Source organism: Nocardia sp. NPDC004718 (assembly GCF_053601535.1).
Window position 1 is genome coordinate 1 of record NZ_JBSGCA010000088.1, and the last position, 16,809, is coordinate 16,809.

The 16,809-nt window shown below is 67.5% G+C and carries 15 protein-coding genes; 8 read left to right on the forward strand and 7 right to left on the reverse strand.

Annotated elements, in window-relative coordinates:
• Positions 1–329: 329 nt before the first annotated feature.
• The 3 genes from ACWEH3_RS34215 (at position 330) to ACWEH3_RS34225 (ending at position 3,188) form a co-directional block, all read left to right on the forward strand.
• Positions 330–1,292: a ferritin-like domain-containing protein gene (locus tag ACWEH3_RS34215; RefSeq protein ID WP_450025772.1), complete on the forward strand. Its 963-nt coding sequence runs from the start codon at positions 330–332 to the stop codon at positions 1,290–1,292.
• Positions 1,293–1,459: 167 nt separating this feature from the next.
• Entirely contained in the window at positions 1,460–2,608 is a 1,149-nt protein-coding gene (locus tag ACWEH3_RS34220; RefSeq protein ID WP_450025770.1) for a zinc-dependent alcohol dehydrogenase, read from the forward strand.
• Between the two features lie 13 nt (positions 2,609–2,621).
• On the forward strand, positions 2,622–3,188 hold the full coding sequence (locus tag ACWEH3_RS34225; protein WP_450025768.1) for a hypothetical protein: 567 nt from the start codon (positions 2,622–2,624) through the stop codon (positions 3,186–3,188).
• Between the two features lie 11 nt (positions 3,189–3,199).
• Here the strand turns inward: ACWEH3_RS34225 and ACWEH3_RS34230 are convergent, their stop codons facing one another.
• Positions 3,200–3,391: a DUF3072 domain-containing protein gene (locus ACWEH3_RS34230; protein ID WP_450025766.1), complete on the reverse strand. Its 192-nt coding sequence runs from the start codon at positions 3,389–3,391 to the stop codon at positions 3,200–3,202.
• A gap of 477 nt (positions 3,392–3,868) precedes the next feature.
• Here ACWEH3_RS34230 and ACWEH3_RS34235 point away from each other — a divergent pair, with 477 nt between their 5' ends.
• Entirely contained in the window at positions 3,869–4,774 is a 906-nt protein-coding gene (locus ACWEH3_RS34235) for a class I SAM-dependent methyltransferase (protein ID WP_450025764.1), read from the forward strand.
• A 262-nt stretch (positions 4,775–5,036) separates the two neighbouring features.
• On the opposite strand, the gene ACWEH3_RS34240 is transcribed toward ACWEH3_RS34235, so the two are convergent.
• Positions 5,037–5,165, reverse strand: a complete 129-nt coding sequence (locus ACWEH3_RS34240; protein WP_450025762.1) for a hypothetical protein — start codon at positions 5,163–5,165, stop codon at positions 5,037–5,039.
• Positions 5,166–5,269: 104 nt separating this feature from the next.
• Between ACWEH3_RS34240 and ACWEH3_RS34245 the strand changes: the two genes are divergently transcribed.
• Together ACWEH3_RS34245 and ACWEH3_RS34250 are read left to right on the forward strand one after the other, a co-directional pair.
• Positions 5,270–5,617: an STAS domain-containing protein gene (locus ACWEH3_RS34245; protein WP_450025760.1), complete on the forward strand. Its 348-nt coding sequence runs from the start codon at positions 5,270–5,272 to the stop codon at positions 5,615–5,617.
• Positions 5,614–6,582, forward strand: a complete 969-nt coding sequence (locus ACWEH3_RS34250; RefSeq protein WP_450025758.1) for an anti-sigma factor RsbA family regulatory protein — start codon at positions 5,614–5,616, stop codon at positions 6,580–6,582. The genes ACWEH3_RS34245 and ACWEH3_RS34250 overlap by 4 nt, the downstream gene beginning before the upstream one ends.
• A gap of 228 nt (positions 6,583–6,810) precedes the next feature.
• Here the strand turns inward: ACWEH3_RS34250 and ACWEH3_RS34255 are convergent, their stop codons facing one another.
• The 4 genes from ACWEH3_RS34255 to ACWEH3_RS34270 all read right to left on the reverse strand — a co-directional run bounded on the left by ACWEH3_RS34255 (position 6,811) and on the right by ACWEH3_RS34270 (position 15,207).
• Positions 6,811–9,192, reverse strand: a complete 2,382-nt coding sequence (locus ACWEH3_RS34255) for a SpoIIE family protein phosphatase (protein WP_450025756.1) — start codon at positions 9,190–9,192, stop codon at positions 6,811–6,813.
• The gene (locus ACWEH3_RS34260; RefSeq protein ID WP_450025754.1) at positions 9,192–13,724 is read right to left on the reverse strand and encodes a HAMP domain-containing protein; all 4,533 of its coding nucleotides are present in this window, start codon (positions 13,722–13,724) and stop codon (positions 9,192–9,194) included. Before ACWEH3_RS34260 ends, ACWEH3_RS34255 begins: the two co-directional genes overlap by 1 nt.
• A gap of 125 nt (positions 13,725–13,849) precedes the next feature.
• On the reverse strand, positions 13,850–14,041 hold the full coding sequence (locus tag ACWEH3_RS34265; RefSeq protein WP_450025752.1) for a hypothetical protein: 192 nt from the start codon (positions 14,039–14,041) through the stop codon (positions 13,850–13,852).
• 266 nt (positions 14,042–14,307) lie between these two features.
• Positions 14,308–15,207, reverse strand: a complete 900-nt coding sequence (locus tag ACWEH3_RS34270) for a LysR substrate-binding domain-containing protein (protein WP_450025750.1) — start codon at positions 15,205–15,207, stop codon at positions 14,308–14,310.
• Between the two features lie 191 nt (positions 15,208–15,398).
• On the opposite strand from ACWEH3_RS34270, the gene ACWEH3_RS34275 reads away from it, so the two are divergent.
• The gene (locus tag ACWEH3_RS34275; protein ID WP_450025748.1) at positions 15,399–15,692 is read left to right on the forward strand and encodes a DUF1330 domain-containing protein; all 294 of its coding nucleotides are present in this window, start codon (positions 15,399–15,401) and stop codon (positions 15,690–15,692) included.
• Between the two features lie 66 nt (positions 15,693–15,758).
• Here the strand turns inward: ACWEH3_RS34275 and ACWEH3_RS34280 are convergent, their stop codons facing one another.
• Positions 15,759–15,962: a cold-shock protein gene (locus ACWEH3_RS34280; protein WP_067806012.1), complete on the reverse strand. Its 204-nt coding sequence runs from the start codon at positions 15,960–15,962 to the stop codon at positions 15,759–15,761.
• Between the two features lie 450 nt (positions 15,963–16,412).
• On the opposite strand from ACWEH3_RS34280, the gene ACWEH3_RS34285 reads away from it, so the two are divergent.
• The coding region (locus tag ACWEH3_RS34285) for an ATP-binding protein (protein ID WP_450025746.1) at positions 16,413–16,809 on the forward strand (397 nt) is incomplete at its 3' end.

A 16,809-nucleotide genomic window follows, 5' to 3' on the forward strand; every position in this document is an offset into this window, starting at 1 on the left:
CGTACTGCGCCCATACAGGGAGGTGGCTTCCGATCGGTGGCGGTCCGCCGCTACCGAAAGCGGCAACCGAACTCTCGACCCGTTCGCTTCCGGCACAACAAGGCGAATCGGCGCAGCCGTGCGGTAGCAGGTCGGACCGGTGTCTGCCGTGTGGATCTTCGTGAGGTCGAAGGCGGTAGCTGAATATCTCTCGGCCGTGTCGCGGCACCCGAGTCGGCGGGGTGTGCCTGCTACATGCTTGTTACTCATCGGTAGGGCTGGGTAGTCGGGGGAGTGGTGCATCGTCGCGCCGACTCGATGCCGTCGAACGCCGAAGGGACGAGATCCGCATGAGCACACTCGACACCTCTACCGTGCTGGCGCAGTTGCGCGCTGTGCTGTCGTTGACCAACACCGAGATCCAGGTGGCCGAGACCAGGATCGCTCAGGCCCGCACCGAGGCGGTGCGCCGGGAGTTGTCGGAGAACGCCGATAACGCGCGCGCTCGCGCGGAGGCGATCGAGGAGGCCATTCGTGATCTGGGCAGTGTCCCGGAAGTGATCGGACCGTTCCTGGGCCGCGCCGCCGCGGCGTTCAAGGCGATGGCCGAACAAGCCCAGCCGTTCGACGAGGCGCTGCTGGGTGACCTCGCGCTGGAACATCAGTTGCTCGACCGCGCCCGCTACCTCAAAGCCCTCGCCACCGCCGCACAGCTGCCCGAGGTGGTGGCGTTGGCGAATCTGTTGATCACCGCGCATTCGGCGACGGTGGACTGGCTGACCACCGTCCTGGCCGAAGACGCCCTCGGTGGGCCGGCCGCGCTGCGCCGCACCCCGTTGCAGGCGGCGGCCGGGACCGCGGTGAAGCTGTTCAACCTTCCGGTCTCGTGGTCGACGCGGGGCCTGGATCGGGCGCTGGACACCGTGCGCGCTACCCCGCCCGCGCTCGGCGGGCTGCTGGCCCAAGGCGCACGGGCGGGCGATGTCGCCGTCAAGACCCTGTCGGCGTCTCGCGACGCGGCGCTCGAGACCGCCGAGCAGGTCACGCGCCGCGAAGGCGCCGACATCGCCGCTGATGCGTTGCGGTCGATCCGCACCAGCACCGGGGTCTTGGAACCGGACGAGCTGCCGGTCGGTGACTACGACGAGCTGAACGTCTCCCGAGCCGTCGCCGCGGTCAAGGAACTCACCGACCCCGCCGACATCCGCGCGATCGTCGCCTACGAGGAAGCCCACAAGAACCGCCACGGCGTCGTCTCCGCTGCTCAGACCCGCCTGGCCGCGATCGCTCAGGAAGTCGCCGGCCTGACCTGAGCCGGCCGCGGCGGACCGCGAACTGGGTGTCGCATCACTTCGACAGCCCGAATTCCGAGCGTTTCCCCCTTCCGACGCCCTGCGGGCTGGAACGAGCCCCGGCCTGGTGTGGCGGTGTTTCGCGGCCGCTGCCCCGGGTATGGCCAGCAGGATCAGAGGAGGTAGCTATGCGAGCGATGGTGTATCGCGGCCCGTACAAGGTGCGGGTTGAGGAGAAGGACATCCCGCCGATCGAGCATCCGAACGACGCGATCGTGCGCGTGCAGCGTGCCGCGATCTGCGGCTCCGACCTGCACCTCTACCATGGGATGATGCCGGACACCCGCGTCGGCATGACGTTCGGCCACGAATTCATCGGTGTCGTCGAGCAGGTCGGCGGGTCGGTACGCAATCTCGTGCCCGGTGATCGGGTGATGGTGCCGTTCAACATCTATTGCGGATCCTGCTACTTCTGTGCGCGGGGCCTGTACTCCAACTGCCACAATGTCAACCCCAATGCCACGGCCGTCGGCGGCATCTACGGCTACTCCCACACCTGCGGCGGTTACGACGGCGGTCAGGCGGAGTACGTACGGGTGCCCTTCGCCGATGTCGGCCCGGCCCAGATCCCGGACTGGCTCGACGACGAGGACGCGTTGCTGTGCACGGACGCGCTGGCTACCGGCTACTTCGGCGCGCAGCTGGGCGACATCGCCGAGGGCGATGTCGTGGTGGTGTTCGGGGCGGGCCCGGTGGGGCTGTTCGCCGCGCAGTCGGCCTGGCTGATGGGCGCGGGCCGGGTGATCGTGGTCGACCACCTCGACTACCGGCTGGAGAAGGCGCGGGAATTCGCGCACGCCGAGACGCTGAACATGGCCGACTGCGGTGACGTGGTGGTCGAGATGAAGCGCATGACCGGCTACCTCGGCGCGGACGTGGCGATCGACGCGGTGGGCGCCGAAGCGGACGGCAATCTGCTGATGCACGTGACCTCGGCGAAGTTCAAATTGCAAGGCGGCTCTCCGGTCGCGTTGAACTGGGCCATCGATTCGGTGCGCAAGGGCGGCACGATTTCGGTGATGGGCGCCTACGGGCCGTTGTTCAGCGCGGTGAAGTTCGGCGACGCGATGAACAAAGGGCTGACCATCAACACCAACCAGTGCCCGGTGAAACGTCAATGGCCGCGGCTGTTCTCGCATATCCGCAACGGCTATCTGAAACCGAAGGAAATCATCACCCATCGCATCCCGCTCGAGCACATCGCCGAGGGGTACCACATCTTCTCGGCCAAACTCGACGGTTGCATCAAGCCGATCGTGGTGCCCGACGCGGCCTGAAGGAGCAGTCGAAATGACCTATACCAGCGAGCATCCGCCCGTACCGAGTGCCGAGGAACTGCGTGCGCACATTCCGGGCTGGGGCGTCGACCTCGACCCGGCAGACCGCCCGTCCGGACGGAAATTCCGCCCTGAGGAGACCGGCGCGCATTGGGACCTGCCGGAACCCCAGCGGGAGACGACGCCCCGTGAACGCTCGATCGAACACGCGATCCTCACTCCGGTCTTCGGCACCTCGGCACCGCTGCGTGGGCTGTCGGGCCGGATCCGCCGCCGTGCCTACGAGCGCTACAGCGAGGGCAGGGCCGCGCACTGGCTGCTGCTGATTTTCGGCGACCGCGTCGACGCCTGGGAGAACCACGCGCGCTCGTTCGCCACCCTGCGGCCCGACAATCCGATCACCGAGACGGGAGTGAAGGCCGAGTTCACCCATCACGGATTGCGATCTCGCACGCAGGGCACCCGGATCGATCGGGCCCATCAGTGGATGGACCCGATCATCGTCGCCGGACCGTGGGTGGCCGCCGGTGTGTTCGCACTGCGCGGGCTCCGAGCGCTCGCCCAGCGCGGTCGGCGCTGAGCGATTTCTCATCACGCGCCTCGGCCGGTCCGCTGCTGCAATTCATCGATCAACTGCGAAGCCTCCGCCTTGGTCAGCTGCCCCGGCGCCTCCACCCCCGCCTCCTGGGCCAGGGTGTGCAGATAGGACTCCTGCGGGCCGGTCATCGGCTCGTCGCCCGTGGTCCACTGGTCCGGATCCTTCTCCGGCTTCGGTTGCACCATCGCCGCTCCTCACACTCGACAGAACAGGTGTTCGACTCCCGGCTACCCAGCCGCGTGGATCTTCAATCACGCGCCCACTCCGCTTCACCGAACCCGTCAACCGGAGCGGCCAGCGCGATGCCGTAACCGCGGCGGACGGAATTCGTGACAGTGACACGCTGGCGAAGCTGCACGGCGCTCAGTGAGTCGAGCTGACGACACTGCCTGACCAGGGGGTTGCCGCCACGTCGTCGACGCCGGGCCTCGGCCGGGATGATCACCTCCGGCCATCACTGAATTCGTGGTCCCACCCGCCGCTGGCGGCGGTAGCGTAATGGTCAGCGTGCAGGCCTTACGGACCCGGTGGACGAACCCAGTCGACCGAGGCGGGCGAGGGCAGCGGACACCGAACGCGGCGATAGCCGCGCGCGGGCGCGAGTTGACCTCGGCCGTCACCTGTGAACAGCAATTACTGGCTTGTGAGAAAGAGCCGCACTCATGACCGGCCACATCTCCTCCCGCGAGGTCGATCCCCACGGCGAGCCCGGCCGCGATCCGTGGGACGAGTTCTTCTTCCTGTTCCTGGATCCGACCCGTACCTACAGTTGCGCGTTCTGGAACCACCCTGAGGACACACTCGAACAAGCCCAACTGAACAAGATCGACCTCGCTTTGGGCAAATGCGACCTGCGACCCGGAATGACCCTGCTCGATGTCGGTTGCGGGTGGGGATCAGCCCTGCTGCGCGCGATGGACACCCACCAGGTGAACACGATCGGGTTGACCGTCAGCCGCAGCCAATACCGGTACGTACGCGACCAGCTCGTCGACCGGCTCGCGCGCGGACGTCCGTGCGGCCGGGTATGGCTGCAGGGCTGGGAAGCCTTCGACGGCCACGCCGACCGCATCGTGTGCATCGACGCCTTCGAACACTTCCACCAGGACAGCTATGGCGAGTTCTTCCAGTTCGCCCACCACGCCCTGCCCCCCGGGGGTGTGTTGCTGCTGCAAACCATCGTCGGTTACCACCGCGACGGCCGGCGCGCCCACGATATCGAGCACACCGGCATCGATGACGCGTTCATGCAGTTCCTCACCGGCACGATCTTCGCTGGTGGCCCACTGCCGGTGCCGACCGGCCGCGACCCCAAGGGCGTCACCGCATACGCCGAAGACGCCGGCTTCACCGTCACCGGCATCCAGGCGATGGGACCGCACTACGCCACCACCCTCGACCACTGGGCGGATGCCCTGCACGAACACCGCGACCGCGCCATCGAGCTCACCGGACCCGGCATCTACAACGCCTACATCCGGTACCTGACCGGATGCGCCGACTACGCCCGCCGCGGCCACATCGACGTCATGCAATTCACCTGCACCAAACCCGGGATACCGCACTGAAACGGACGCGAAGAACACGCTGCCACATTGGTTGAGCGGCGGGTTAAGGTTCCGGCTTGTACAGGTGTCACCGGTTGGCGGGCTGGATGATCGCCGGCCGTAGTCTGCCGGGGGTGTCGAGTCGGGGCTGGCTCGTGAGGTTCCTGCCGCCTGTTCGGGCTGGCTCACCGTGGGTTTGCGCCCCGGCCCGATACCGACCGCGAGTCTGACTCAACAGAGGTGTGGCACACACAGGCCGAATGCCGGAATGTCGCCCGCGGCCCTACTCGGTGAAATCGGCGGCGAACGCCTCCCGCACGGCCTCGTAGCCGGCGGCGGCCGTTCCCTCGATGATCATGCGGGACAACATGTCACGACGCGGCCGAGCGGGCATCCGGCCTGTGACCACCAACGAGAAGCACTTCCCGCGCTCGAGCCCGCGACCGGCGGCTGCGCACGCAAGCGTAAGATCCTGCACGTTGTGTTCGTGATGGCCGATGGAAGGTCGGTGAGCCAGTGGATCCCGCGCTCCGGCTCAGTCGGGCTGCCCCGGGTCCCTCGACGCTGCGGACGTCTCGGATCAGCAGTCCCCCTGGCCTGCGATGCGCAGGCTCGGTCGACTTCACCACCCGCGAAACCTGGCGCGAGGCTGTCTCGGAACTGACCGCCAGGGACCACGATGTCCACTTGGACCTGTCCGGCCTTACGTTCATCGACACTTACGGAACCTCGATTTTGGTAGAAGCCGCCACCCAATCCTCGGAGGTTCGACGAATCGTGGTACATCGGCCCCCGGCGATGATGCTTCGGGTACTCGCGGTGTTCTGGCCCTCCCTACAGACGATCGAGGTAGTGCACACATGAGCTTGCCTGGCGTTGCGTCGGCCACTTCCGACTCGACCGACCCATTCGTGCACCCCGCGCTGTTCTACCGCGACACGGCGGAATACCTCGCGGGCACCCTCGGCTTCATCCGCCAAGGACTCGAGAACGGCGAACCGGTCGCGGTGGCGGTCCCTGGTCCCAATCTGTCGCATCTGCGCGCTGCCCTGGGCTCCGACGCCGCCTCGGTCCAGCTGATGGACATGACTGTCGAAGGCCGCAACCCGGGCCGCATTATTCCCGGCGTGCTTCGCGCCTTCGCCGACAAGTACCCCTCCGGACGCGTGCGAATCATCGGCGAACCGATCTGGGCCGGACGCTCGTCGCTCGAGTACCCGGCCTGCGTTCAACACGAGGCTCTGATCAACGCGGCATTCACCGGGCGGGAAGTGAGCATCCTGTGTCCATATGACACCGAGCGTCTTTCGACCCAGGTCTTGAACGACGCGCACGCTACCCACCCCGTGCTCATCGACCACGCGGGCCGGCGAACGAGCAGCGCCTACAACCCCGACCACATCGTCGACTTCTACAACAGAGAACTGCCCTCCCCGCCCGCGACGTCCGCAACCGTAGCCTTCGACGCGACGTCGCTGCCCCACATCCGGCGCCTGGCCCTCGATTACGCCCGCGACGCCGGCATGTCCGAGCATCGCGAGATCGATCTCGAACTGGTGATCGCGGAGACCACCACCAACTCGGTCGTCCACGGCGGTGGGCACGGCAGGCTCACGATGTGGGCCGAGCAGAACCAGATCCGCTACCAGATCAGCGATCAAGGACACATCACGAATCGCCTCGCGGGCCGCCTGCCCGCACAGTCCTATCGCCCAGGCGGCCGCGGGCTGCTACTGGTCAACCAGCTCACCGACCTCGTCCGAATCCACACCACCCCGCACGGCACCACCATCCAGCTCCACTTCGGCTTGGATCGCGATTCGCCTTAGTACTGCGCTATGCATCCGGTGGCACCCTCCGTGCGCACCAGCACCCTGCGGCGCGCCGACGCCCCAGCCGCTCTGCGAGCCGGAGCGCGCAAGGGCTGTCGGGGGAGTCGCCGGTGACGAGTTCACTGCCCTTTCGGCCTCGCGAAAGGTCCCGGAGGCAGAACTTTCCACCGTCGCCGAGTGCCGACTTCGGACCCGACTCGCACCGGCGTCTTCGGTCGGCCGGTCTCAGCTGCCCGAGGAGTCTTGACCTGGCCCCACTTGAATACCCACCACGCACGTGTCGTCGTCGGTGTCGGCATCGCTGCCGTCGAGCAATTCGTCCAGGCGGTCGTCCAGGGTTCCGCTGAGCTGTGCCGACCTCACGAGCAACCGTTCGATGCAGTCGTCCAGCAGCCGGTCTCGGCGCTCGATCAGCCCATCGGTGTAGAGCAGGAGAGTGTCGTCCGGCTCCAGTTGCAGTTCGGCTTCCTCGAACGTCGTCTCCGCCACAGCGCCGAGGAGCATCCCCTGGAGCAGGGGCAAGCTGGACGCCTTGCCTGCGCGCACCAGCACCGGCGGCAGGTGGCCCGCGCGGGCCCAGCGCAGGACGCGGGTCTGTGGGTCGTAGAGCCCGCAGATAGCGGTGGCGAAGATGTTGTCGGTCAGGTGGTGGGCCACCAGGTTCAGCCACGTCAGCATCTGCCCTGGACCCGCGCCCGTGGCGGCGAGGCCACGCAGGGCATTGCGCAGCACCACCATGCCGGTGGCTGCCTTGACACCGTGGCCGGTGATGTCGCCGACGGACACCATGATCTGCTTGGAAGGCAGCACGACCGCGTCGTACCAGTCTCCGCCGACGGTGTATTCCTGCTCGGCGGGCCGGTATCGCACCGCTATGCGCAGACCGAACGCCTCGATGGACGGCTGCGCGTCCGGCATGATCGCCTGCTGGAGCTGCCGTGCCAGCTGGCTCTGTTCGGCGGCATGCTGCTCGGTGTGCGCCAGCCGGTCGCGTGTCGCGGACAGCGCGACCTCGGTCCAGTGCTGCGCGGAGATGTCCTGATAGGCGCCGCGGATGGCGGCCAGGTGACCTGCCTCCAGGACCGGTTCGGCGACGATCCGGATGTGCCGGGTCACGCCGTCCGGCCGGATCAAGCGGAAGGCCGTGGAAGCCGAGCGGCGGTAGCGCAGCAAGGTCCGCAGGAACCGGTCGACGGCATTCGCGTCGTCGTCGTGGACGTGCCCCGGCAGTTGCGCGAGCGGGATCGGCTCCGCGGTGGGCGCGAGCCCGTAGAGAGCGAAAAGTTGACTGCTCCAGGTGATCTCGCCGCTTGCGGCGTTCTCTTCGAACCCGCCGACGCGGCCGAGGCGCTGTGCGTGCTGCAGCAGCGCCGCCAGCCGCGCCGTCTCGTCCTCCACCCGCCAGACCATGAGCACGGTGTCGCCGTGGCGGCTGATGCTGAGGGCGGTCGAGACGGTCAGCGGTACCTGGCCGACCAGTTCGGTCAGCGTCATCCGGTCGGTACGGTAGGTCTCGCCGGTGGCGAAGACGTGCTCGATCCGCTCGAACAGCTGCCCGTCACTCGCCGCCATGGGGTACGCCTCGAGCAGCAACGCGCCGTTGACGAGGCCGCGCGGACGCCCGGCCGGGTCGACGAAGCAGCTGTTGACGTGGTGGATGCGGAAGTCGGCGAGCGCGCCGTCGTGGCCGAGGTGGGGCAGCAGCACGAGCGCCGGGTCGAAAAGGCCGTCCGCGAGTCGCACGAGATCCGCGACACCGGGGCGGTCCGGCGCCCGCACAGCGGCGAGGTCCGACTCCAAAGTGTGTGCGCACAGCTCGGCCAGTGCCTCCAACTGCCGGTGCACCTGGGGCGGCTGTGGTTCGAGCGGTTGCGGCCAGCACACCTCGAGTACGCCGAGCAGCTTGCCCCCCGCGGCTGCCGGAATCGCCGCCCGGCCGCCCTCGCGGTCACCGATGGACGGCGGCCCGGCCCGGCTCAGGTCATCTATCCACACCGGGTTGCGCTCCATCAGCGCCTGCCGGGCCGGAGTCACCACACCTGGCGGCACGTATCGCCAGCGCTCGGCCTCGTGGGGGCCGATGCCGGCGAAACCGGACAGGGTCAGCGACGCGTCGGCGCCCGCGGACCAGATCGCCACGGCGGTGGCGCCCAGCGGCGTCAGAGCGTGCTCCAGCACCGACTCCGCGACACGTTGACTGTCACCGGCTGCCAGCAGCCCGCTTTCGGCCGTACGCAAGCGCACAGCCGCGGATGGCTCTCCCGGTAAGGTAGCGCGCAGCAAGAACTCGCCCACCACCGCGCTGACCTTGTCCTGGGCCGACTGGTCGACCAGTTCGGCGGCCAACTCGAGCGGTGTGATGCCCGCTCCCTCGGCCAGAGCGTCGAGCTGCCGTGCCGCCTGCGCGGGCCCGCAGTGCAGCCGTTCGACCAGAACGCCCTTGGCCATCTCGATCAGCGCGCGTCCGTCGGCGGTGGCCTGGGCCTGTTGAATTTGCGCACGCAGCCGCTCCACGGTGGCCGCGAGGCGGTGGACCGCTGGGCCCACGGGTGAGTGAGGGACGGCTGTCGCGTCGGCCTCGGTGCCGGGGCTGTCCAGGTCGGTCATCAGGCACCCAGCCAGTGCTGGATGCACGCGATCAAGGCGTCCGCGTCGACCGGTTTGGTGACGTAGTCGTTGGCGCCGGAGGCGAGGCTCTTCTCGCGGTCGCCCAGCATCGCCTTGGCTGTCACGGCGATGATCGGCAGGCTCTCGTACCGTGGCATCTCGCGGATCGTCGCCGTCGCGGTGTAGCCGTCCATCTCGGGCATCATCACGTCCATCAGGACCAGGTCCGTCTCCGGGTGGGCGATGAGCTTGTCGATGCCCTCGCGCCCGTCCTCCGCGTGCAGAACGCTCATGCCGTGCAGTTCGAGAATGCTGCTGAGCGCGAAGAGGTTGCGGGCGTCGTCATCGATGATGAGCACCGTGCGGCCGGCGAGCTTGCCGTCCGGCCGCTGTGGCGCCGGGGCGGATGTGTCTTCGCGACGGACCAAGGGCAACATGTCGCCGGGTGCCTCGGCGGTGACGTGCAGCGCGATCCGCTCCCGCAGATCGTCCAGGCTGGACAGCAGCTCCAGCGGCTGGCTCGTGGCGCGATGTTGCAGCATGCGTTCCTGCTCGGCGTCGAGCCGACGGTTGTGGACCAGTACCGGGACGCTTCTCAATGCGACGTCCCCGTCCATCGTCTCCAGGAACCGCAGCGCGGCGCCGTCGGGCATGTCCAGCTCGAGCACGACGCAGTGGAACGCTTCGGCGGCCATCGCCGCCACCGCCTCTTCCACCCCGACCGTAGTGACGACCTGAACCGGACCACGCGGGTCGTTGCTGTCGGCCAGTTCGGCGACAGCGCTTTGCGCGACCAGCGACAGCAGGCCTTGCGGGCGCTCCTCGACGACCAGGAGCCTGCGGTGCTGTTGCGATGTGGCGGGAGCGGGGGTGTGCTCCGGCCGACTGTCGGCCTGCTGCGTGTCGTCTCGCTCGCGAGGCGGCGCCTCCTGGAAGTCCGGCCGCGCGACCGGGAGGTAGAGGGTGAACGTGCTGCCCTCGCCAAGCGTGCTTTCGGCGCTGATGGCGCCGCCGAGCAGATAGGCGATCTCCCGGCTGATCGACAGACCCAGGCCGGTGCCGCCGTACTTGCGGCTGGTGGTGCCGTCGGCCTGCTGGAAGGCGCCGAAGATCGACTCGAGCTGGTGTTCGGCGATGCCGATCCCGGTGTCGATCACCCGGAACGCGACGGCCGGGCCGTGCTGGCGCACTGCGGCGGGCAACTCGCTCGCCTCCGCCGGTTCGATCCGCAGCTGTACCGACCCGGTCTCGGTGAACTTGACCGCGTTGGACAGCAGGTTCCGCAGCACCTGCCGCAGCCGCGAGTCGTCGGTGAGCAGGTCCGACGGCAGGCCTGGTGCGGTCGTGACGCGGAAGCGCAGACTCTTCTGGGTGGTCATCGGCCGGAAGGTGGCCTCGAAGTAGTCCAGCAACTGGCGCAACGACACGCGTTCGGGCGTGAGGTCCATCTTGCCCGCCTCCACCTTGGACAGGTCGAGGATGTCGTTGATCAGCTGGAGCAGATCCGAGCCCGCCGAGTGGATGATGCCCGCGTACTCCACCTGCTTGGGCGTGAGATTGCGGCTCGGGTTCTGGGCCAGCAGCTGGGCGAGGATGAGCAGACTGTTGAGCGGGGTGCGCAGCTCGTGGCTCATGTTGGCCAAGAATTCCGATTTGTACTTCGACGCGAGCGCGAGTTCTTGGGCACGGGTCTCGAGTTCCTGCCGAGCCTGCTCGATCTGGAGGTTCTTGGCTTCGATGTCGCGGTTCTGCATGGCCAGCAGTTCCGCCTTGTCCTCCAGCTCGGCGTTGGATCGCTGCAGTTCCTCCTGCTGCACTTGCAATTCCTCGGAACGGGCTTGCAGCTCGGTGGTCAGGCGCTGGGATTCGACCAGTAGCTCGTCGGTGCGGGCGTTGGCGATGATGGTGTTGACGTTGACGCCGACCGTTTCCATCAGCTGGTCGAGGAAATCCCGGTGGATGTGGGTGAAGCGGTGCACGGAAGCCAGCTCGATCACGCCGAGGACCTGTTCCTCCACCACGAGCGGCAACATGAGCAGGTTGACCGGTGCGGTCTGCCCGAGCCCGGAGGAGATGGTGACGTAGTCGCCCGGCACATTCTCCACCGCGATCATGCGGCGACTGCGTGCGGCCTGGCCTACCAGGGACTGGCCGAAGGCGAACCTCGACGGGCTGCCGGGTTTCTCCGGGCTGCCATAGGAGCTGATCAGCCGCAGCTCCGGCCGCTCGTCGCTGTCGCCGGCGAGGTAGAACGCGCCGAACTGCGCGGAAACCAACGGCGCCAGCTCGTCCATGATCAGCCCGGCCACCACGTGCAGGTCGCGTTGACCCTGCATGAGACCGGAGATACGAGCGAGATTGGTCTTCAGCCAGTCCTGATCCTGGTTGGCCTTGGTGGTCTCGCGCAGCGACTCCACCATCGCGTTGATGTTGTCCTTCAACTCGGCGACCTCACCGGAGGCCTCCACGGTGATGGAGCGGGTCAGGTCGCCCTCGGCCACGGCGCTGGTGACCGCGGCGATCGCGCGGACCTGGCGGGTCAGGTTGCCCGCCAACCCGTTGACGTTCTCGGTCAGCCGTTTCCATGTGCCCGAGACACCCTCGACCTCGGCCTGGCCGCCCAGCCGCCCCTCCGATCCCACCTCGCGGGCGACGCGGGTGACCTCGGCCGCGAACGCGGACAGCTGGTCGACCATCGTGTTGATCGTGGTCTTCAACTCGAGGATCTCGCCGCGCGCGTCCACGTCGATCTTGCGGGTCAGATCGCCCTGCGCGACCGCGGTGGTGACCTGGGCGATGTTGCGGACCTGGTTGGTCAGATTGTTCGCCATGGAGTTGACGTTGTCGGTCAAGTCCTTCCACGTGCCCGCCACATTCGGCACGCGTGCCTGGCCGCCGAGCATGCCCTCGGTGCCGACCTCGCGGGCGACGCGAGTGACCTCGTCGGCGAACGCGGACAGCGTGTCGACCATCGTGTTGATCACCCCGGCGAGCGCCGCGACCTCGCCCTTCGCCTCCACGGTGATCTTCTGACTCAGGTCACCGCGCGCCACTGCCGTGGCGACCTGGGCGATCGAACGCACCTGGCCGGTCAGGTTCGACGCCATTACATTGACGTTGTCGGTCAGATCCTTCCACGTGCCCGACACGCCCCGCACAGTCGCCTGGCCACCGAGATTGCCCTCGGTGCCGACCTCGCGGGCCACGCGGGTGACCTCGTCGGCGAACGCCGAGAGCTGATCGACCATCGTGTTGATGGTCTCTTTCAGCTCCAGGATCTCGCCGCGGGCGTCCACCCTGATCTTCTGACTCAGATCGCCACGGGCCACCGCGGTGGTGACCTGGGCGATCGAACGCACCTGCGCGGTGAGGTTGTCGGCCATGACGTTGACCGACTCGGTGAGGTCCTTCCAGGTGCCGGAGACACCCTTCACGTCCGCCTGCCCGCCCAGCCTGCCCTCGGTGCCGACCTCGCGGGCGACGCGGGTGACCTCGTCGGCGAACGCCGAGAGCTGATCGACCATCGTGTTGATGGTGTTCTTCAGCTCCAGGATCTCGCCACGGGCGTCCACTCTGATCTTTTGAGACAGATCACCCTGCGCCACCGCGGTTGCCACCTGAGCGATCGAACGCACCTGCGCGGTCAGGTTGCCCGCCATGAAATTCACCGAGTCGGTGAGGTCGCGCCAGGTGCCGGAGACGCCCTTCACATCCGCCTGGCCACCGAGGATGCCCTCGGTGCCCACCTCGCGCGATACTCGCGTGACCTCGTCGGCGAAGGACGACAGCTGATCGACCATCGTGTTGATGGTGTTCTTCAGCTCCAGGATCTCGCCACGGGCGCTCACTGTGATCTTCTGGCTCAAGTCGCCTCGCGCCACCGCGGTCGTCACCTGCGCGATGTTGCGGACCTGGTCGGTCAGGTTGCCCGCCATGAAGTTCACCGAAGCGGTGAGGTCGCGCCACACGCCACCGACGCCGGGCACCTCCGCCTGACCGCCGAGCCGGCCCTCCGAACCGACTTCGCGCGCGACGCGGGTGACCTCGTCCGCGAACGCGGACAGCTGGTCCACCATCGTATTGACCGTATTCTTCAGCTCGAGGATCTCACCGCGTGCGTCCACGTCGATCTTCTGGGACAGGTCGCCCCGCGCCACGGCGGTCGCGACCTGGGCGATGTCGCGCACCTGGCTGGTGAGGTTGCCCGCCATCGCGTTCACCGAGTCGGTGAGGTCCTTCCAGGTGCCGGACACGCCGGGCACCTCGGCTTGACCACCCAGCCGCCCGTCCGTGCCGACCTCGCGCGCGACCCGGGTGACCTCCGAGGTGAACAGCGACAGCTGGTCCACCATGCCGTTGAACACCGTCGCGATCTCGCCGAGCAACCCGTCGGCGTCCGTCGGCAACCGGGTGCCGAAATCGCCGTCGCGCACGGCTGTCAATCCGGCCAGTAGCTGGCGCAACTCGACCTGATCCGCCGCCGTGACAGCCTGCTTCGATGTGGTGCGGGCGGGTGTCGCCGTGTCTGTCATGCTCATCCTCGTTCTGCCCCACCCCATTCGGACGCGATGCCGCGCACGACGGGATCGCCGACCAGCGGTGCTGTGCTGGCTGCTGAACACAGAGACACCCGCGCATATCGCTTTGAAACTATCATTCACGAGAGGCGATGCCCGGCGTCCCGTTTCGCGGAACCGATCTGGCAGGGCCCAACGGCCCAGCCCGCAGCAGCCATGGCCGCCCCATGCGGGTTGTCGACGGTGACGGTGGTGGCGGGGTCGCGGTCCAGCAGCGCCTGCGCCTGTTTGCGCACCTCGACCTGCCGCAACTTGCCCAGTAGCTCGGCCACCCATAGCGGGTCGGTGAGGGGGATGAGAAGGGTGTTCCAGACGGTGGGGTTGCGGGTGGTCGGGAAACAGTGTGTGCAGGTGGAGGCGTCTCGATACAACCCGCGGTCACGGGCGGCGCGGGCGAGGATGTCTTGGTGGTGGGCGTCGGTGTAGACGGCGGCGACTTCCCAGAACCTGATCGGGGGATTTGCTGCGCGTGTGGCTGCTGCGCCGGCCGCAGTTGTCGCCCGGGTCCCTCGACCGGCCTAGCATGGATTCCTGCGCGTCAGTCCGGCAGCCAGTGCAGCTCGTGCGCCAGGGTCTTGGCGACGGCACGGATGCGGCGGTGTAGTGGTGACTGCTCGCGTGGGAGGACCAGGTGGATTGTCAGGCTGGGCGCGCCCCGCAGCGGTCGCCAGGTGAGACCGGCCGGTTGTGCCGTGACCGCGGCTTCTCCGGCCGGGGCGAGGGTGAGCCCATCGCGTAGGTCGCGCTGAGACATGTCGAAAGAGACCGCGGGCGTGTGGAATCGGAGGTGTGGTCGGGTGTTGCGGAACAGTGCGGTCAGCTGATCGTGGATTATGGGGTTGGCCGCACGGTCGGGGAGTCGCAGCGGATACGCGGCGGCGTCGGCGATCTCGATCTCGGGGTGTTCGGCCAGCGGATGATGCTGCGCCAATTGGACCCCGACTCGCGCACGCCGCAGCAGGAACCGGCGCACGCCACGACCCGGCTGTTCGCCGCGGGTGATCCCCGCATCGATGCGGCCGTCGGCGACCGCGGGGGAGATCTCCGGTGTCGCCATCGGGACCGCGCCGACCTGGAGTCCCGGGCTGCTGCGAATCAGCCTGTCCACCAGGGCCGGTGCCGTCTCGGCCCCCGCGCTGAGGCTGTATCCGATGCGCAGCGTGCCCAGTTCACCGGCCCCCGCATTCCGAGCGGTGTCCCATGCCCGGTCCAGCGCCGCCAGCGCTGGCGGCGCGGACTCCGCCAAAGCCGCACCGGCCGTGGTCAATACGACGCTACGCGTGTTACGAACCAGCAGGGCAGTACCGAGTTCCGCCTCCAATCGGCGCATCCGGGCACTGAGTGCGGGCTGCGCGATCCCGATCCGTGCGGCCGCGCGGGTGAAGTTCAACTCCTGCGCCAGCACGAGAAAGTACCGCAGGCTCACCGTATCCGGCACCACATGCCCTCCCTGCCGATTGATAACGAGCCGTTCTGGGTCTATCCCGTCCCGGTCTTTCCCTCGACCACACATCAACCCCTAACCTGCGCCTATGACGATTCAACTGACCGCAGCACCCGTCGCCGGGATCGATCGATCCGAGTGTCGATTCGAAGTCGGACGTGTCCGGCCGAACACAGGAGGTTTCCATGGCTAGGGGCTACTGGGTCAGTGTCTACCCCGCCATTTCCGACCCTGAGAGGCTGACTGCCTACAACAAGCTGGCCCGCCCGGCTGTCCAGGCTGGGGGCGGGCGCGTCCTGTCCCGTGGCGGTCGAGTCGTCGCCCACGAAGCCGGAATCACGCAACGCGTCGTTCTGATCGAGTTCGACAGCTTCGAACAGGCCGTCGCGGCATACGAGAGCGAGGCATACCAGAAGGCGCTGGTGGCCCTCCCCGACGGCGTCGAGCGCGACTTCCGCATCATCGAAGGCATCGACTGAACGAAAAGAGCTTCGCACCGACCTCGGTGCGAAGCTCTTCACAAACGATCACGCGATCGCGCGGAATCAGATGGCGCGGACGTCCTGGGCTTGGGGGCCCTTCTGACCCTGTTCCACCGAGAACTCGACACGCTGACCCTCGTCGAGGGATTTGTAACCCGAGCCGCTCACGGCCGAGTAATGCACGAAGACGTCCGGGCCGCCTCCGTCTTGAGCGATGAAGCCGAAGCCTTTTTCACCGTTGAACCACTTCACACTGCCTTGAGCCATGCTGTTAACAACTTCTTTTCTGTAGTGAGCCGAGCAAATTCTTGGTGAGAAGCCCGTACTCAACCTCTCACTATGCCACACCCGTCGCCGTTCGCTCGCATCACGCAGTGATGAGGGTCCGGCCTACCGGGGTGCGGACGGCTGAACATCACGCCGAGACCGGCCGCCGCAGACGATTTCCGCCCCGGCGCCGACCCGTGCGGGGTATTGCCCCACTCGGCAACCCCGCGAAGCGGGAGTTGTCCCCGGATGTGGACCGCGGGACCGTGCCGTGCCCTGCACTCTCGATCGATGCGGGGTGTCGGGTACCCAATGATTCTTAACACCCCACGCGGTCCGCGGCGAGCGTGGATGCGGTGTTTTCGCCGGGGTGGGGTGGGGTATGTCGTGGCCGAGGTAGTGCTGTCCGTGTGGAGGCCGGTACTGGGCGAGCGGAAGGAGGGGTGCAGGGTGGGAATTTCGACACTGGATCCAGCGCGCGCCGACGGCGCTGTTGTCGAGTGGGATCTCGAGGTGGTGTCGTTGGGGCAGTTGCGGGCTGCGGTGCGGCGCCTGCTCGCCCCGCTCGCCGGTATCGGGGTCGAGGACGCGGTGCAGGTGTGTGACGAGTTGGCCAGCAACGCTGTCGTGCATGCCCGCGCCCCACGTGGTTGCCGCTTGATGGTGGCCGGCCACGGCTGCCTGCGTGTGGAGGTCGACGATGCTTCGCCCGCGCCCGCGCGGATCCGCCGACCGGATCACACCGGCGGGCGGGGGTTGATCCTGGTCGACCAGCTGGCCACCTGCTGGGGTGTGCACTACCACAGGCGCGGCAAGACGGTGTGGGCCGAACTCACCACCCGCGGCC